The sequence below is a fragment of the Paenibacillus sp. J53TS2 genome, assembly GCF_018403305.1.
Taxonomy (GTDB): domain Bacteria; phylum Bacillota; class Bacilli; order Paenibacillales; family Paenibacillaceae; genus Fontibacillus; species Fontibacillus rhizolycopersici.
Map to the genome: position 1 here is coordinate 228021 of NZ_BOSK01000003.1, position 14864 is coordinate 242884.

General features: G+C 51.4%; 17 protein-coding genes. All 17 read right to left on the reverse strand.

Going from position 1 to position 14864, the window contains the following annotated elements:
* Positions 1-291: 291 nt before the first annotated feature.
* A complete protein-coding gene (gene recO, locus KJS42_RS08925; protein WP_155608716.1) occupies positions 292-1041 on the reverse strand; it encodes a DNA repair protein RecO in 750 nt (249 codons plus the stop codon).
* Positions 1042-1079: 38 nt separating this feature from the next.
* The gene (locus KJS42_RS08930) at positions 1080-1217 is read right to left on the reverse strand and encodes a YqzL family protein (protein WP_155608715.1); all 138 of its coding nucleotides are present in this window, start codon (positions 1215-1217) and stop codon (positions 1080-1082) included.
* 130 nt (positions 1218-1347) lie between these two features.
* A complete protein-coding gene (gene era, locus KJS42_RS08935; RefSeq protein WP_213622627.1) occupies positions 1348-2250 on the reverse strand; it encodes a GTPase Era in 903 nt (300 codons plus the stop codon).
* A 341-nt stretch (positions 2251-2591) separates the two neighbouring features.
* A complete protein-coding gene (locus tag KJS42_RS08940; RefSeq protein ID WP_155608713.1) occupies positions 2592-2999 on the reverse strand; it encodes a cytidine deaminase in 408 nt (135 codons plus the stop codon).
* Positions 3000-3058: 59 nt separating this feature from the next.
* Positions 3059-3433, reverse strand: coding sequence for a diacylglycerol kinase family protein (locus KJS42_RS08945; RefSeq protein ID WP_155608731.1), 375 nt, complete (start codon positions 3431-3433; stop codon positions 3059-3061).
* Entirely contained in the window at positions 3433-3936 is a 504-nt protein-coding gene (gene ybeY, locus KJS42_RS08950) for an rRNA maturation RNase YbeY (protein WP_155608712.1), read from the reverse strand. The genes KJS42_RS08945 and ybeY overlap by 1 nt, the downstream gene beginning before the upstream one ends.
* Positions 3908-6199 carry an HD family phosphohydrolase gene (locus KJS42_RS08955; RefSeq protein WP_155608711.1) on the reverse strand — a complete coding sequence of 764 codons (2292 nt, stop codon included), beginning with the start codon at positions 6197-6199 and terminating at the stop codon, positions 3908-3910. Before KJS42_RS08955 ends, ybeY begins: the two co-directional genes overlap by 29 nt.
* A 48-nt stretch (positions 6200-6247) precedes the next feature.
* Positions 6248-7219 (reverse strand): PhoH family protein, encoded by a 972-nt coding sequence (locus KJS42_RS08960; protein WP_155608710.1) that lies wholly within the window; start codon positions 7217-7219, stop codon positions 6248-6250.
* A gap of 6 nt (positions 7220-7225) precedes the next feature.
* A complete protein-coding gene (yqfD, locus tag KJS42_RS08965) occupies positions 7226-8407 on the reverse strand; it encodes a sporulation protein YqfD (protein ID WP_193416376.1) in 1182 nt (393 codons plus the stop codon).
* A gap of 3 nt (positions 8408-8410) precedes the next feature.
* Positions 8411-8698, reverse strand: coding sequence for a sporulation protein YqfC (gene yqfC / locus KJS42_RS08970; RefSeq protein ID WP_155608709.1), 288 nt, complete (start codon positions 8696-8698; stop codon positions 8411-8413).
* Positions 8699-8879: 181 nt separating this feature from the next.
* Positions 8880-9323 (reverse strand): GatB/YqeY domain-containing protein, encoded by a 444-nt coding sequence (locus KJS42_RS08975; RefSeq protein ID WP_155608708.1) that lies wholly within the window; start codon positions 9321-9323, stop codon positions 8880-8882.
* Between the two features lie 16 nt (positions 9324-9339).
* Positions 9340-9513: a 30S ribosomal protein S21 gene (rpsU, locus tag KJS42_RS08980; protein WP_005547957.1), complete on the reverse strand. Its 174-nt coding sequence runs from the start codon at positions 9511-9513 to the stop codon at positions 9340-9342.
* A 131-nt stretch (positions 9514-9644) separates the two neighbouring features.
* Positions 9645-10010, reverse strand: a complete 366-nt coding sequence (locus tag KJS42_RS08985) for a histidine triad nucleotide-binding protein (protein ID WP_155608706.1) — start codon at positions 10008-10010, stop codon at positions 9645-9647.
* Between the two features lie 328 nt (positions 10011-10338).
* Entirely contained in the window at positions 10339-11493 is a 1155-nt protein-coding gene (locus KJS42_RS08990) for an ABC transporter permease (protein WP_213622628.1), read from the reverse strand.
* Between the two features lies 1 nt (position 11494).
* The gene (locus KJS42_RS08995; RefSeq protein ID WP_213622629.1) at positions 11495-12628 is read right to left on the reverse strand and encodes an ABC transporter permease; all 1134 of its coding nucleotides are present in this window, start codon (positions 12626-12628) and stop codon (positions 11495-11497) included.
* A gap of 45 nt (positions 12629-12673) precedes the next feature.
* Positions 12674-13609 carry an ABC transporter ATP-binding protein gene (locus tag KJS42_RS09000; RefSeq protein ID WP_193416378.1) on the reverse strand — a complete coding sequence of 312 codons (936 nt, stop codon included), beginning with the start codon at positions 13607-13609 and terminating at the stop codon, positions 12674-12676.
* Positions 13610-13750: 141 nt separating this feature from the next.
* On the reverse strand, positions 13751-14863 hold the full coding sequence (locus KJS42_RS09005; protein ID WP_213622630.1) for a sensor histidine kinase: 1113 nt from the start codon (positions 14861-14863) through the stop codon (positions 13751-13753).
* Between the last annotated feature and the right edge of the window lies 1 nt (position 14864).

The window sequence follows — 14864 nt, forward strand, 5'->3', positions numbered from 1 at the left end:
AATCAAGAAGTAACACTTATTAATCTCGCACTGTTAAGTTCCCGCGGTTCCACCCTACTTGATTCGCCGAGGTCGCTTATCAGTGACCTTTGCCGACAAATCCGCTTTTCACGATCGTTCTTTTATGCTCCAGGGACGCCGTTTCACCAGGCCGCCTATCCGGGCTCTCACCACCCCCGGTCGCTTAATCAGCCACTGATCCTTAAGCTGACTTTATAGACCTTGCCTCGTTACTCTTCCCGTTCAACGCACAGAAATTCTTTTCTATCTTAACTAATTTTATCTCGTTCGTCAAATTTCATACTTATCCAATTGATCGAGAAAATGGAGGGATTTCAGCTTAAGCCCCAGCTGCATGTCCATAAAGGCACGCATTACCGTTTTTAACTCCTGCTTCGTTTCCTCTTTAACCTCCACGTTACCGAGCCTGCGCAGGTCCATTCGTTCGAACAATGTAAGCAGCTTGAGGACACCGGGCGTCACCTGCATCGCGGCTGGATCCTGATGACGGCAGCCTCGACACAGTTTCCCGCCCAATCGCGGGCTGACATAAGGCGAGTCGTCATTCCGGCCGCAAGAGACGCAATTCTCAAACGAAGGTCCGTAGCCTGCCGCCTGCAGGATTTTCATTTCAAACAGGTGGATAACGATCTGCGGATCCTTGCCGGATGATAAGCCTTCAAGACAAGCCTTCAGTTGGGTATACCAGAAGCTGCCGATTTCTTCATCCTGCAGCGTTTTATCCAGCAGCTCGCAGGCATACGAGGCGTATGCGGCCAAGAAAAGGTCTTCACGCAAAGAAAAGTGAGATTCGATAATCTCACCCTGGTTTAAGGTGCCCAAACCGCTGTTTTGACGGAAGAACACGTATTCTCCATGTGTAAAAGGTTGGGTCAGGGCCGCATGGCGGCTCTTGACCTTTTTGGCGCCGCGCACCAGCACCCCGATCTTACCGCTTGTTTCCGTGCATAATGTAATAATTTTATTGCCTTCCCCATAGTCCATGCTGCGGATGACGATTCCTTCCACTCTGTAGAGCATTCCATTTCCCCCAAACTCGCCTCTCCCGCCAGATCGTGTTACTCAGCCTCTTCCTCTATGATCAGCTCTTCAGCAGCCGCAACCTCCTCCTCGTACGGGCCACTGGCTTCTTTATAAAGCAAGTAAGCATCGACATCTCCAGTCATCGCAAAATACTTCCACGAAAAATCTCGCATTCGTATTCACCCTTTCTTCGGAAATGACGCCTGCATCTTCAAAGATAGGATGTGCCCAAGAGCGAGATCTATGCGTTGCAATAACTCCCAGTATAGACGATGTTCATAATGTCGATGAAATAATATCCCTTTAAGCGTCCTTGTGGAAACCAAGGTCTTTTAGAATACGCTCCTGGTTGCGCCAATCTTTCTTGACCTTGACCCATAACTCGAGAAAAATCTTCGAACCAAGCAGGTTCTCAATGTCATGCCGGGCCTGCTTACCAACTTCCTTCAGCAAAGACCCCTGTTTGCCGATGATAATCCCCTTCTGAGAATCGCGCTCTACGAAGATCACTGCGGATATATTCACCACGCCGTTCTCCTGGACACGCATGTCTTCGATCGTGACGGCAATGGAATGCGGCACTTCCTCGCGGGTTAGGTGCAGAATTTTCTCGCGAATCAACTCCGCGCAGACGAACTGCTCCGGATGGTCGGTGACCTGATCTTCCGGATAATATTGCGGGCCTTCCGGGAGATATTTGCCGATTTGCTCCAGCAACGTATTGACATTATTGCCGTGCATCGCCGAAATCGGCACGATTTCGCTAAACGAGTGAAGCTTGCTGTACTCATCGATGAGAGGCAGCAATTGCTCCGGCTCCACGCGGTCGATTTTGTTCAACACAAGGATGACCGGTGTGCGCAGATCCTTTAGTCGTTCAATGATAAAGCGATCCCCGCCGCCCAGCCCTTCCGCGGCGTCGACGAGGAATAACACCGCCTCGACCTCGCCAAGCGTGTTGAGCGCTGTCGTATTCATATAATCGCCAAGTTTGGATTGGCGTTTATGGATCCCTGGCGTATCCAAAAAGACGATCTGCATCGATTCCGATGTATATACGCCGTGAATTTTATTCCGCGTCGTTTGCGGTTTGTCAGACATGATGGCGATTTTCTGACCGATGATCTGATTCATCAGCGTCGATTTGCCCACGTTCGGCCGACCTACAATCGCCACAAAGCCGGATTTAAATTTTGCTTTTGCCATATTTGAGTTCCTTTCGTTATGACCTGATCAACGTTTCTGACCGCAAAGGTGCTTGATGTTCTATTTATCCGTGTTTGTACATGCCGAACCGCTCGCTAACGGACCGTAATGACCTTATTCGCTCAATCCCCGGTGATTTCCCAGTGTAACGGACTCCAAGGACCTTATCTAGCCTTCTAGTCGGTCATATTTGCCACTTTGTCCGAAATAACGACTCCTGAGTCCGTTAGAATCTGACCGCACCCATATGCAAGCAAATAGCGGCCCTGGTGTCCGTTAGCGTTGCTCAACTGACGTCTTTACGAACAGTATGGCGGGTTTGGGGTAACGAGAGCCGAAGGTTACCGCTCCTCCAGATGGGAGGGGGCAAATGCGTAAGGGAGCAATTCCCGCACTGTAGTCTGGCGGATGTCGCCTTTTAGATTGCCCAGTATGATGGGCATGTCCGGTCCGCATAGTTCCAGCAGAACTTGACGGCAAACGCCGCAAGGCGCTACCGGTTCCTCCGTGTCGCCTACAACCGCGATCGCCTGGAATGTTCCCGGCTTGTGTCCGTCGGCAATCGCCCGGAACATTGCGGTACGTTCCGCACAGTTCCCCGGGGTGTACGCCGCGTTCTCCACGTTGCAGCCGCGGTGAACATGGCCTTCGCTATCGAGGAGAGCAGCCCCCACGCCAAATCCCGAATAGGGAATATAAGCCGTTTTGCGGGCTTCAATTGCTTCTTGCATTAATTGACCGTAATCCATTCAATATCATCTCCTCAACAAAGGCAAATAAGTACGGGATATGTGGCGCGAATCAGTCTTTATCGCTGACCCAACCACTGCATCACTGGTTCGTAAAAAATCAAGATCCCGATCGCAGCCGCAAAAATCGCTGCGACCAGTACGGCCCCGGCCGCGGCATCCTTGGCGATCTTGCCAAGACGATGCCACTCCGGGGCTGCGAGATCAACAACGGCTTCGATCGCCGTATTGACAAGCTCAAGCGAGATGACCAAGGCGATCACAAATAGCAACAAGGCCACGTCTCTCACAGGGAGAGACAACGTAATCGCGGCAGCAATCACAATCACGGCCGCTACGCAATGGAACCGCACATGGCGCTGCATCTTGAACGAAGTGACGATCCCCTCCATGGCATAGCGAAAAGATGAGAACTCGCGGCGAGAAGGCTTCATCAACGCACAAGCCCGACCTCAGCGAGCGCCGCTTCCTGTTTGCCCATCATTTCCGCTTCGCTGGCAGCGTCCTGATGATCGTAACCTAGCAGATGCAAAAAGCCATGCACAAACAGGAATCCGATTTCCCGCTCCAGCGAATGGCCGTAATCCTCGCTTTGTGCCTTGGCCCGATCAACGGAGATAATAATATCGCCGAGCACATCGGTCAGATCGTCCAACTCCTCGTCTTCTTCGAGCTCATAGACGATTTCCATTTCTGATTCATCCTCCAGCGATTCGTTCATGGCGAACGACAACACGTCCGTCGGTCGGTCAATCCCGCGATAATCGCGGTTCAGCTCATGAATCGCCTCATCGTCCACGAACGTGAGGGCGACCTCGCCTTCGGTAACGCCCTCTGCTTGTCCGGCGATCTGCAGCACCCGATCCAAGAGATCGATCAACTCCTGCCCGATCTCCATTTTATCCTGCTCATTGCTCCAAGCCAGCTGTAGGCCCATTTACGTTTTGCCCCCTGTCCTTCTCCTCGTTCTCTTTACTCTTCTTCACTTCCTCCGGATACTCGATCCGGGAGTGGAAGATTCCCATGACCGTTTCCTTCAACGTTTGCGCGATCAAATCCAGTTCCCGCATGGTCAAGTCACATTCGTTAAACTGATGATCATCCAAACGGCTTTTGATGATCTTCTCAATCATCGACTCAACCTGCTCCACCGTAGGTTTACGCAACGAACGCACGGCCGCTTCCACACTGTCGGCAATACCGACCACTGCAGCTTCCTTCGATTGGGCTTTCGGCCCCGGATAGCGGAAATCCTCTTCAGTGAAATCCGGTTCCACGCCTTGTTCTTCCGCCAAACGAAGCGCCTTATGGTAAAAATAATGCAAAAACGTCGTTCCATGATGCTGCTCGGCAATATCCCGAATCGGCTTCGGCAGCTTATAATCCTTTTGCATCTCCACTCCGTCCCGGGCATGGGCGATAATGATCGATTTACTTAGCTTCGGATCTATAAAGTCATGAGGGTTTTCCATATTGTTCTGATTTTCGATAAAATAGCTCGGCCGTTTTGTTTTCCCGATATCATGATAATAAGAACCAACACGGCAGAGCAGGCCGTTCGCGCCAATCGCTTCAGCCGCCGCTTCCGATAGATTCCCGACCATGACGCTGTGATGGTACGTACCCGGCGTTTCCGTCAACAACTTGCGCAGTAACGGGTGGTTGGGATTAGACAATTCCACCAATTTGAGCGCCGAGAGAATCCCAAAGGTGACCTCGAAGAAAGGCATCAAGCCGATGACCAGAATCGTCGTTACCAATCCCCCAGCCACGGAGAAACCAAGCGCATACAACGTGCTGTTCTGCGTCCAGTCCTGATTATCGATCAGCTGCAACGTGAAAATCGACAACGCACCAAACAAGCAGATCATGATCCCCGCTTTGAGCAGTGTGGAACGCTGGCTAGCCCGGTGAATCGCAAAAATCGCTGCAAACGAAGTCACCAATGCGAAGAAGCCAAATTGAAAATCAAATATTTCGCTTTGCCGCTGATTCAAAATGATACTAGCCAAGATGCTAAACAAGATCGAGCAAATGTACGCCAGCGGCAAGTCCAACAGCAGCGTAATCAACATTGCTCCGGTGGCGATCGGAGCTAAATACCCGATATAAGCCTGCTGTTCCGTTTGCAGTATGTTGATGACATGCATAGATAGGATCGTGATGAAAATAATCAATAACAGCATGACGAACTGCGCATTGTTATATTTGAATCGGCTGGCGCCTTCGGATTGACGGATAAACAACATCAGCCCGGTTGCCATCAGGAGGGACAGCAAAACGAGCCCGAATTGCGGCGAATAATTGACTTCATCCTTCAGCAGGCCGTTCTTCTCCAACAAGGTGTACATTTCCTGGGTAATTCTTTCGCCCTTTTGGACGAGAACGTCCCCTTGTTTGATATACACGGTTGGCGTATTCTCGCGCGCTTCCACCTTTGCCGTCTTGGTTGCTTCTTCATCGTAGAACTTGTTGGCGGTAATCGATAAACGAGCCAACTCCTGCACGACTTCGCGGGCGGTCCGTTTGCTTAGGGAGCTCGTGCTGACCATTTCGGCAACTTTAGCTCGCGCCGCCTGCGCCTCGACGATCGGATCCGCCGTAAGACGGGCAACGATATCAGCGGCCACCGGCTTCATCTCGTTGATATCCTCCGCGGTTAAGCGGGGAATCTTGATGAATGTCTCCTCCGAGATATGATACTGCTGCTCGTCCACGCGTTGAGTGACTTCCTCAAACAAGGTCGGCGAGTAGACACTGGAGTTCCGGTTGTTCATGATGAAGTTCTGCACATAATCCTTGACGCGCTGCGGCAGTTCTTCCCGATAAATCTTGATCTTGTCATCCTCCGAGACCTGATCGTCCTGGTTCAAGCGGAAAATCCGATCCAGCATTTGCGCAACTAACGTTTCATTACGTAACGGGAGGATGGTGTAGACCTGTCCGACCTTTTCAGCCGCCTCTTCCTGCGCCTTCAGCGTCGCCTTGGTGTCGGGAATGTCCATCGGCGCCATAATTTCCTTGTCGCTAGGCAAACCTACCGCAATGTCATAGGTTTCGGGTAGCAGTTTGGGCGCCAAACTGACATAAAACATAACGACAAGCAACGCAAACAGAACATAACGCACACCGGTGCTATGTTTCCATCCCGTAATTCTGGACTGAAATGCGCTTCTCTTTTGCTGATCGTTATTTGTCATAATAGACAGCCCTCCTGAACATGGTAAACCCTGAAGCGGCTAAGAAGCTTACCCTTGGTTTTCGGCAGCGCGGTCGTACGCCACAATAATCTTCTGCACGAGCGAGTGACGAACAACATCGGACTCCGTAAATTGGACGAACCCGATCTCTTCAATCCCGCTCAAAATGGCCTTTGCTTCCACCAGCCCGGACTTCTTCCCTTTTGGGAGATCGATTTGCGTCACATCCCCGGTGATAACCATCTTGGATCCGAAGCCAAGCCGGGTCAGAAACATCTTCATCTGCTCCGGTGTTGTGTTCTGCGCTTCGTCCAAAATAATAAATGAATCGTCCAGTGTCCGGCCCCGCATGTAGGCGAGCGGTGCAATCTCAATCAACCCGCGTTCCAGCGCTTTGGCCGTTTGTTCTGGACCCATGACATCATACAAGGCATCATACAGCGGACGCAGATAAGGATCCACCTTCTCCTGCAGATCGCCCGGCAAGAACCCGAGACTCTCCCCTGCTTCAACCGCCGGACGCGTCAAAATAATCCGTTTGACCGAACCTTCCTTCAACGCCGTAATGGCTAAAACAACGGCCAAATACGTCTTGCCTGTCCCGGCCGGGCCGACGCCAAAGACGACATCCCGTTTCTTGATCGTCGTGACGTAGTGCTTCTGACCAATGGTCTTCACCCGAATCGGCTTGCCGCGATAGGTTATGGCAATCTCGCCTTTATATAAATCAAGCAGCTGATCGGCACGGAAGTCCTTAGCTAGATCGATAGCGTAAAGTACGTCACGTTCGGTCAATATGTATCCGTTCCGGATCAGTTCAAGTAACACTTCAAACAACTGCTCTACCTTCTCCGCTTCACGCTGCTCTCCGCGGATGGTAATTTCCGATTCCCGCAATACAATGCTTGCTGGCAAATGCTGTTCAATTAATTTCAGAAACGAGTCCTGAGGACCAAACAAAGAAAGCCCTTCAGCCGCACTGTGCAGCGGTAATTTGATGTTCACCAGTTGTTCCGACAAATAGCCTCATTCTCCTTGATCATGTACTATCGGCACTTCTTCCGCTATGTTCTGCTCTACTTCGAAATGCACTTTTATATAAACTTTACCATTGTCGGCCTTCTCATGCAAAATTTTTTGATCCATAATGACGCTATCCGTGCCGTATTTCGCTAGGATATCACGTTTTGCACGCTCGATCCCCTCCTGCTTGGCTTGTTCTTCCGTCCGTTTCAACTCTAGCTCCGTCGTTTCCATGACCTTCTCCGTCATCCAACCGATCGGGAGCTTCCACCCGCGCCATGTCAACGGATCCTCGTCCGTCATCGTCTCCGACTGGGCGTAGGTGACCTTACCGTAACCGGTCAATTGAATGGCCGTATTGCCGAAATACAAATATCCCCGCTGCTTCCGCTCTCCCGTATATACCTTCTGTCGATAGACCTGCGGGACCTGAATATTATACTCATGCCAGACAATACCGCGAATATTCGCTTGAGGCACGACCGGCTTGCCGCCCTGGAATCCCGAAACCAGCACTTGTCCTTTCTTCACCCGATCGTTCTTTCCGACCTCCGGCTGACCCTTCTCCGCGTAAATATGCGTAATCACGGCGTCATGCTTACTCACGAGATGGCTCGGACTAACGAGCTTTTGGTCCTTTGGCTTCGTCGCTTCCACAACCTGAATCGTGATCCGCGTACCCGTGCGGGTAACTCCCACCCAGGAGGTACCCGGCAGCTTGCGGGTCAATTCTGCCGAGAGCTTGTCCTGATCCGGCAAACGAAAAATCCACTGAAACGGATAAATGCCCTCCTGTTTCGCCGCCTGAAGGACGTCATGAGCGGCGATTTCCTCATTCCCTTTCACTTCGACGTCCCAAACCAGGGAGGACAAACAAAAAATCGCCGCAACAAATAAGGCAAATCCGGCGATAAACCCCTTTCTTTTCCACACCCTGGCCAATACGAACGGCAGTCCGGAGCGCCCCCGAATCGACATTCGGCAGCCTGTCCGTTTCAACGGCGGCCGCAGGCGAAAGAAATCGGATAAAGATACCTTCATATCCATTTGCCCTCCAGGCAAGGGCTTAACATCCCAAACGTCGATACCCTGACGGGACAGCTCATTTACGAGCTGTTCGATCGATCCTCCGCGGACCCTGATGGTAACGATACCCCTCAACTGGCTTAAGGCCGGTGATTTCACGATTCATTCCTCCGTTCCACGATATTTGATGCCGAAGATCCGGCCTTCCACAACGACCTCTTCCGGCATGATGGCTTTAATGACCAGTTCGCTCCCCTCGACTTCCAACGTCCCTTGACTAAGCGCCAAATGCAGTGCCTCGGGAGAGAAGTGGATAACACCCCGGTGATTTTCTATATATAACTGCTGACCTCCAATTAAGGTGAGCCTCGGCAAATCGAATACAAGGTCGCTGGGCAGGTCGAGCGCATCAACCGTCCATTTGCGTATTTTGCGGACAAACCGGCTCATATGAGGCAATCCTCCTTCCCCTACTGTACAAATTATGCGGCCCTTCCGTGATTTATGAGAAAGGAAAAGAGCAACAAAAAGCCAAGGCTGCTCCGGCGGGCAACCTTGGCTTGGATACGATGAAAACAATGAAAAAACACCTTCTACGAATGACTTCATAGAAGGTGTTTGTCTCTCGAAGTTATGGCAAAAGCTGTTGAACCGTCTGGTTTACGAGTTTGCCGTCTGCCCGGCCTTTAACCTTGGGCATCAGCGCGCTCATCACTTTCCCGATATCGGCTTTCGAAGAAGCACCGGTTTCCTGGATGGTCTGCTGTACAATGACTTTAATTTCTTCTTCGCTTAGCTGTTCGGGAAGGTACTCAGCAAGGATCTCCGCTTCCGCTTTCACTTGCTCGGCAAGATCGTCACGACCCGCTTTCTCAAATTCTTGGAGGGCATCTTTGCGCTGTTTGATTTCACGACTTAGGATATCAAGCACTTCATTATCGTTCAAAGTTCTTTTCAAATCTATTTCAAGATTCTTCATCGTAGCACGAACCATTCGAATGGTGGAGAGCTTGAACTTGTCTTGACTCTTCATCGCTTGCTTCATATCTTCGTTCAATCGCTCGCTAAGATTCATCGCTGATTAAATCCTCCTAAAACTTTCTCTTACGAGCAGCCTCGGACTTTTTCTTGCGCTTTACGCTTGGCTTTTCATAATGCTTACGTTTCTTCACCTCAGCCAATACTCCATCTTTCGCGATGGAACGTTTAAAGCGACGAAGTGCAGCATCAATTGTCTCGTTTTTGCGAACTTTAGTTTCAGACACCAGTTTTCCCTCCCTCCGACCAGACCGTCCAAGAGCATAACACGGTTCATCAAACTTCATTATAGGGGAAAGAGAAATAGGGTGTCAACCTGAGCGCCCGCATTTTTCTCTTCCAATTTCTAAAAGGAGTTCTAGAGCGCGTGCGAGTCCGAGGATTGCACCAGCGCACCCAGCTTAGCGCCCCCGATGAGATGGTAATGTAAATGCGCCACCGCTTGTCCGCTGTCGGGTCCGCAGTTGTTGATCAGACGGTATCCGCTGTCTGCTACACCAAGCTGTTTCGCGGTTTCCTGAGCAATTCGATGCATCTCGCCGATCAAGGCAAGATCTTCCGAAGCAACGTCGTTCATCGAGGCGATATGCTTCTTAGGAATGATCAGCACGTGAACGGGAGCAGCCGGCTGAATATCGTGAAAAACGAGAACGCGTTCATCCTCGTAAACCTTATTCGAGGGAATCGAACCTTCAACGATCTTGCAAAATAAACAGTTGTCCATTGGAGAGCCTCCTAAACATATTCTTTGCTAAAATTCATCATACCGAAAATAGGCAAAAAAAAGAAGCACCCTGCCGCCTCAATAATGAGTTGGCTGGTCGCACGGACGTATTGGACGGAAAATCGCGTAACGCTCTCTGTCACCAATACGTCCGGCGGGGTGCTTGCAAATATGATGTCGGCTAACTGTAGTATAACAGCAGGGTGATACTGTATCTGTGATGTACATCACGAGTAAATAAGTTATTTATGGATTTGAATTCAAGATTCGACGCCGAATCCGCTTCATCGTTTACGCTTCATGATCAAAAGACGACTTTTGAACTACTTTATATGAAATTGCGTGTGTCGTTGTTGCGTCCGATCTTGTAGGCCGCAAGCAAGAAGAAGACTAGGGCGAACGCGGCCAGTACGGACAGGTTAAACCAGATCCGGGCAAAATCTTCGCCTTGCTGCAGCGTTTCGATCGATTGCAGTACCCAGTGCTGCGGCATAAATTCGGATACCTGCCGCACCGCCGCAGGCATGATCTCGCTCGGGAAGAAGCAGCCTGCGAGCAAACAGGTCGGCGTAATGATAATGTTCTGCAATGCGCCAGAGACTCCGCTGTTTTTGGAGTAAGCAACGATGACGAGAGACAGGCTGATCGATACCAGGGAGAACAACATCAGAAGCAGGGCCATTCGCCCGAACGGAATTCCGGTATCGATCCGGAACACCTTTTCCAAGAATAACAGAGTCAATATAATCTGCACCGCCATCACGACTAAATTCACGATAATGTTGGCGAACACGAAATTTCGGGCGTTGATCGGCGAGGAAATGACACGGAAGAAGGTGCGGTCCTCTCTGCTCTTCAGAATCAACTCCGACAAATTTACCGCCGACATCATCATGAACATGATCAGGAAGCCGATCGTTTGATACGTCATTGCCTGCTTCTTCTCCGCGGAGCTATCGGCCGACTGAACGGTCAGCTTCATGCTGGGGTTCTGGTAATCTGCATAAAGACGGGCAAACTTCGTCTCGTCCCCCTGGGCCGCTCGGCTAAGCGCGGCCAAATTCCCGGTATAATTGTACAGCATCGCTTTCATGTACGCGGTAACCTGTGCTCCTTTGACCGATTGGATGCCGATATGGTCAGGCTTACCCGTAAGAATGCTTTGCGAATAACCCGCAGCTAGCACAAGACCGCTGTCCAGTTTCCCGGACGCAAGTTGTTCGCGAAGTTCCGTCTCCGTTACTTTCGTCAACCGAATCTGGTCCAGCCCTTCCAGAAACCGAACCGTATCCGCAGCAATCGTCTCATTCCCGTCCTGATTCACGACGCCTACCCTGAGGCCGGTCTCTCCAACGTTGCCGTACATCAGCATCGTTAACAAAATTCCGGCTAGCGGCAAGCCAACATACAAAATCAAATTATTGCGTTTTCGAAACGTCGTTCGCAAGATATGGGAAGAGAGCCACCAAATGTCCTTGATCATGTTACAATCCCTCCTTACGTCGCATCATCCACGCTGCCGCAGCCAACAAGACGATGGCGAGACTCAAGTTTAAAGCCACGACCGGCCACATCACCGACACCTGATCGTTATAGATAATCCGTGTGATCGCTACGTTAGCCCACCGGATCGGCGATAGGTTCGCCGCATAACCGATAACACCCAAGTCTTCATCCGCCCCCATTGGAAAATAAGCTCCGCCGAAAAATGACGCTACCTGAGTCAGGATCATGAGTACGCCCTGCGTAGCCGCATCTTTCAAGACATAGCTTACGGCCAGACCTAGACTGACGCCCATAACGACCTCCGAGCCCAAGACGGCGAGGACGGCAGCCGGATGATTTCCCCAATAAGCCTGAAAGGCGAATTTGCTGAACAGAATGAGGATGAGTACGCACAGCATGTTAATCACGAGGTTGCCAAGCACCTTACCGGCGAAAATCTCCCCTTTGCCTATCGGGGACGCCGCAAGCCGTGTGCTGGTTCCCTGCCGGATCTCCCCGGAGATCAGCCGGCTGGCGGAAAGCGAACTCCACAAGGCGATCATGGAGGTCATGGCCAACGCGTAATAATCAAGCGAACCCGGCTGGCGATCGGCCGTGATCGACGTCTCCTTGATATAATCCCTCGTTTTCATTGAACTTGCGGCCATAGCCGCGGCTGCCTGGCCCGGTGTATTCTTCTCAATGGCTAGAATCGCATTGTATTGCTCCGCAAAGGCAGCCATCATGCCTTGCACAACATTGCTCTGAATCGCATTCCGGCCGCTTAAATAAAGCGACATGCCTTGACGCCCCAATTCTACGTATTCGTCGTAATGGCCCTTCTCGACCTCCGATCGGCCGTCTATTTCGGTTGCGAGCGACTCGAATGACAACCCCATGTCGGCGGTATCTTTGACAAAGATACCAAAGGCCTGAGTTAAAGCCGGATTTTCACCGTTATCCCGAACCAGCACGCGGATATCCCCCACCTGGGCCGTACCCCCGAAGGCGTTCGACAGAGCCGTGCCCAGAATCAACATCAGCACGATCGGAAACGCCAGCATGAACACGAGCGTCCAACGGTTGCGCGTCTCCCTCTTGAGTTCTTTGAGCGCGATGGATAATGTATTCATTCTTCTGATCTCCTCCTTAAGCGATCCGATGTACCGACCGTCGCCCTAGTCCCGCAAATTGCGTCCGGTTAGCGTCAGGAACACCGTCTCCAGATTCGGTTCCTGCTCCTCGACGGAACGGATCACCGCCCCGCCGTCGATCAACCGCTTCAAGATACCGCTCAGGTTATCGACCGACAAATCACTGTAAATACGAATGATCTCTTCCTGTGCCGTTACACTGCGTACCCCGGGCAATGTCCGAATGAGGTCTAGAAAAGTCTCGCCGTCTTGTTTCAGTTCAATGCGCACTTCCTTCACATCGGTAATCGTAGCGATCAGTTGCTCTTTCGTGCCGTCGGCGATGATCTTCCCGTGGTCGATGATGGCAATTCGGGAGCAAATTTCTTCGACTTCCTCCATGTAATGGCTGGTATAAATAATCGTGCAGCCCATTTCGTTCAACTTGCGCACAGAGGTCAGAATGTAGTTCCTCGACTGCGGGTCGATGCCGACCGTAGGTTCATCCATAATGATCAGCTTCGGCCGGTGTGCAATGGCGCAAGCGATGTTAAGCCGGCGCTTCATCCCACCGGAGAAGTTCTTCGGAAAGCTTTTAGCTTTATCCTCCAACCCGACAAATCGCAGCGCTTCCTCTGCCCGGTCTTTGAGTTCCGCTCCCCGTAAGCCGTACAGTCCAGCGAAGAACTTCACGTTTTCATAAGCGGTCATGTCCTGATAGATTGCCAAATCCTGCGGTACGATCCCCAGATTCATTTTGGCAAAACGGCTGTGCTTGACGATATCTTGATCCAGGATCCGGATTTCCCCGCTTGTCGGACGCAGAAGAGAGGCAACCAGATGGATCGTTGTGCTTTTGCCGGCGCCATTGGAGCCAAGGAACCCGAAAATTTCTCCTTCCTTAACGGATAAGGACATATTGTCAACTGCGATGAAGTCGCCAAATTTTTTCGTCAGTCCGTGAATCTCCAATACATTCATTGCAACCTCTCCATTCCTGCTTCTTGTTCATGACCCTATTGTAGAAAAAAAGGATGCCCTTATGTCAGTGCATAAGTTCATCCTTTGCGCATGAGAATGTTCATGTTGTCGCCGGGGCCGGACAAGGAGGGGTGAGGTTCTTCATTCCTTGGATGGGGTGTACGGAATCAACGTCGTCACCTTGAATCCCTGCGTCCCATCCGCGATTACCGTGCCGTTGACCGCAGCCGTGCGCTCCTCCATACCGAGCAGGCCCATGCCTTTGACGATTTTGGCCTGCCCTCGCCCATTATCCGTAACGACGGATTGAATCCATTTGCCGAGCACCCGTACTTCGACTTGAACGGAGGTAGCCTCTCCGTATTTGGCCGTATTAGTCAATGCTTCCGTTACATTGTCATGAATGATCTTCCAGAAAAGCGGTGTGATCTTCTCCAGATCCCCTTGGTGAACGACCGAGGTCTGCAACCCGGAACGGCTACCGAAGGCTTCCACGGTATTTCTCAACCGGTGAATGCCTAGCTGTTCCACCGGAGGTTTCATATTCTTGAGCGTTTGGCGGATTTGCTCTATCGATTCCTGGGCGATGCCGATCGCATTTTGCAGCAGTTTCTCCGCCCCTGCCGGATCGGTATGCAGCACCCGTTTGGCTGCCTCCATCTGGATCAGCGCTCCTGTCATCGAATGGCCGACGCCGTCGTGAATTTCCTGGGAGAGCCGGTTTCGTTCCTCCAGCTTGAACGTGTATTCCGAAGCCCGAATGAACTCCCGATTACCGTGCAGTTGCTTCCGCAGCTTCTCCTGATCCAGACGCAGTTTGTCGAGTTGATCCTCCTGCCGGACCTGGCGCAACAATAGGTGCCGGATGTAGATCCCGTCAAACAAGCTAATTGCCGCGATAAACGCATAAACCTCTGAAAGCGGCGCCTCCAGGAATAGCAGCGGGATCGTCAGCAAGACCGTTACGGCAATACGCGGGGCGATCCCTCTCGCCGTTTCATAGGCGCTTGGCGGCAGCAGGAGTGCGAACTCGGGGTTGACGTAAACCGCGCAAACGGAGCAGTATACGATCAATATCCCATAAATAGCGTCCCGATAACCCGTTTTGTGAAGCAAGAGCGCCGTGAGATCCAAAGCCAGATAAAGCAGGATAAATAAGATCAGCCGAGGGGACGGGGACGGTTCCACCGCATAGATCAGGGCGACTGCAAGGCCAAGCACAAGCCATCTTTTGCCGAGGCTCCAACTTTCCATA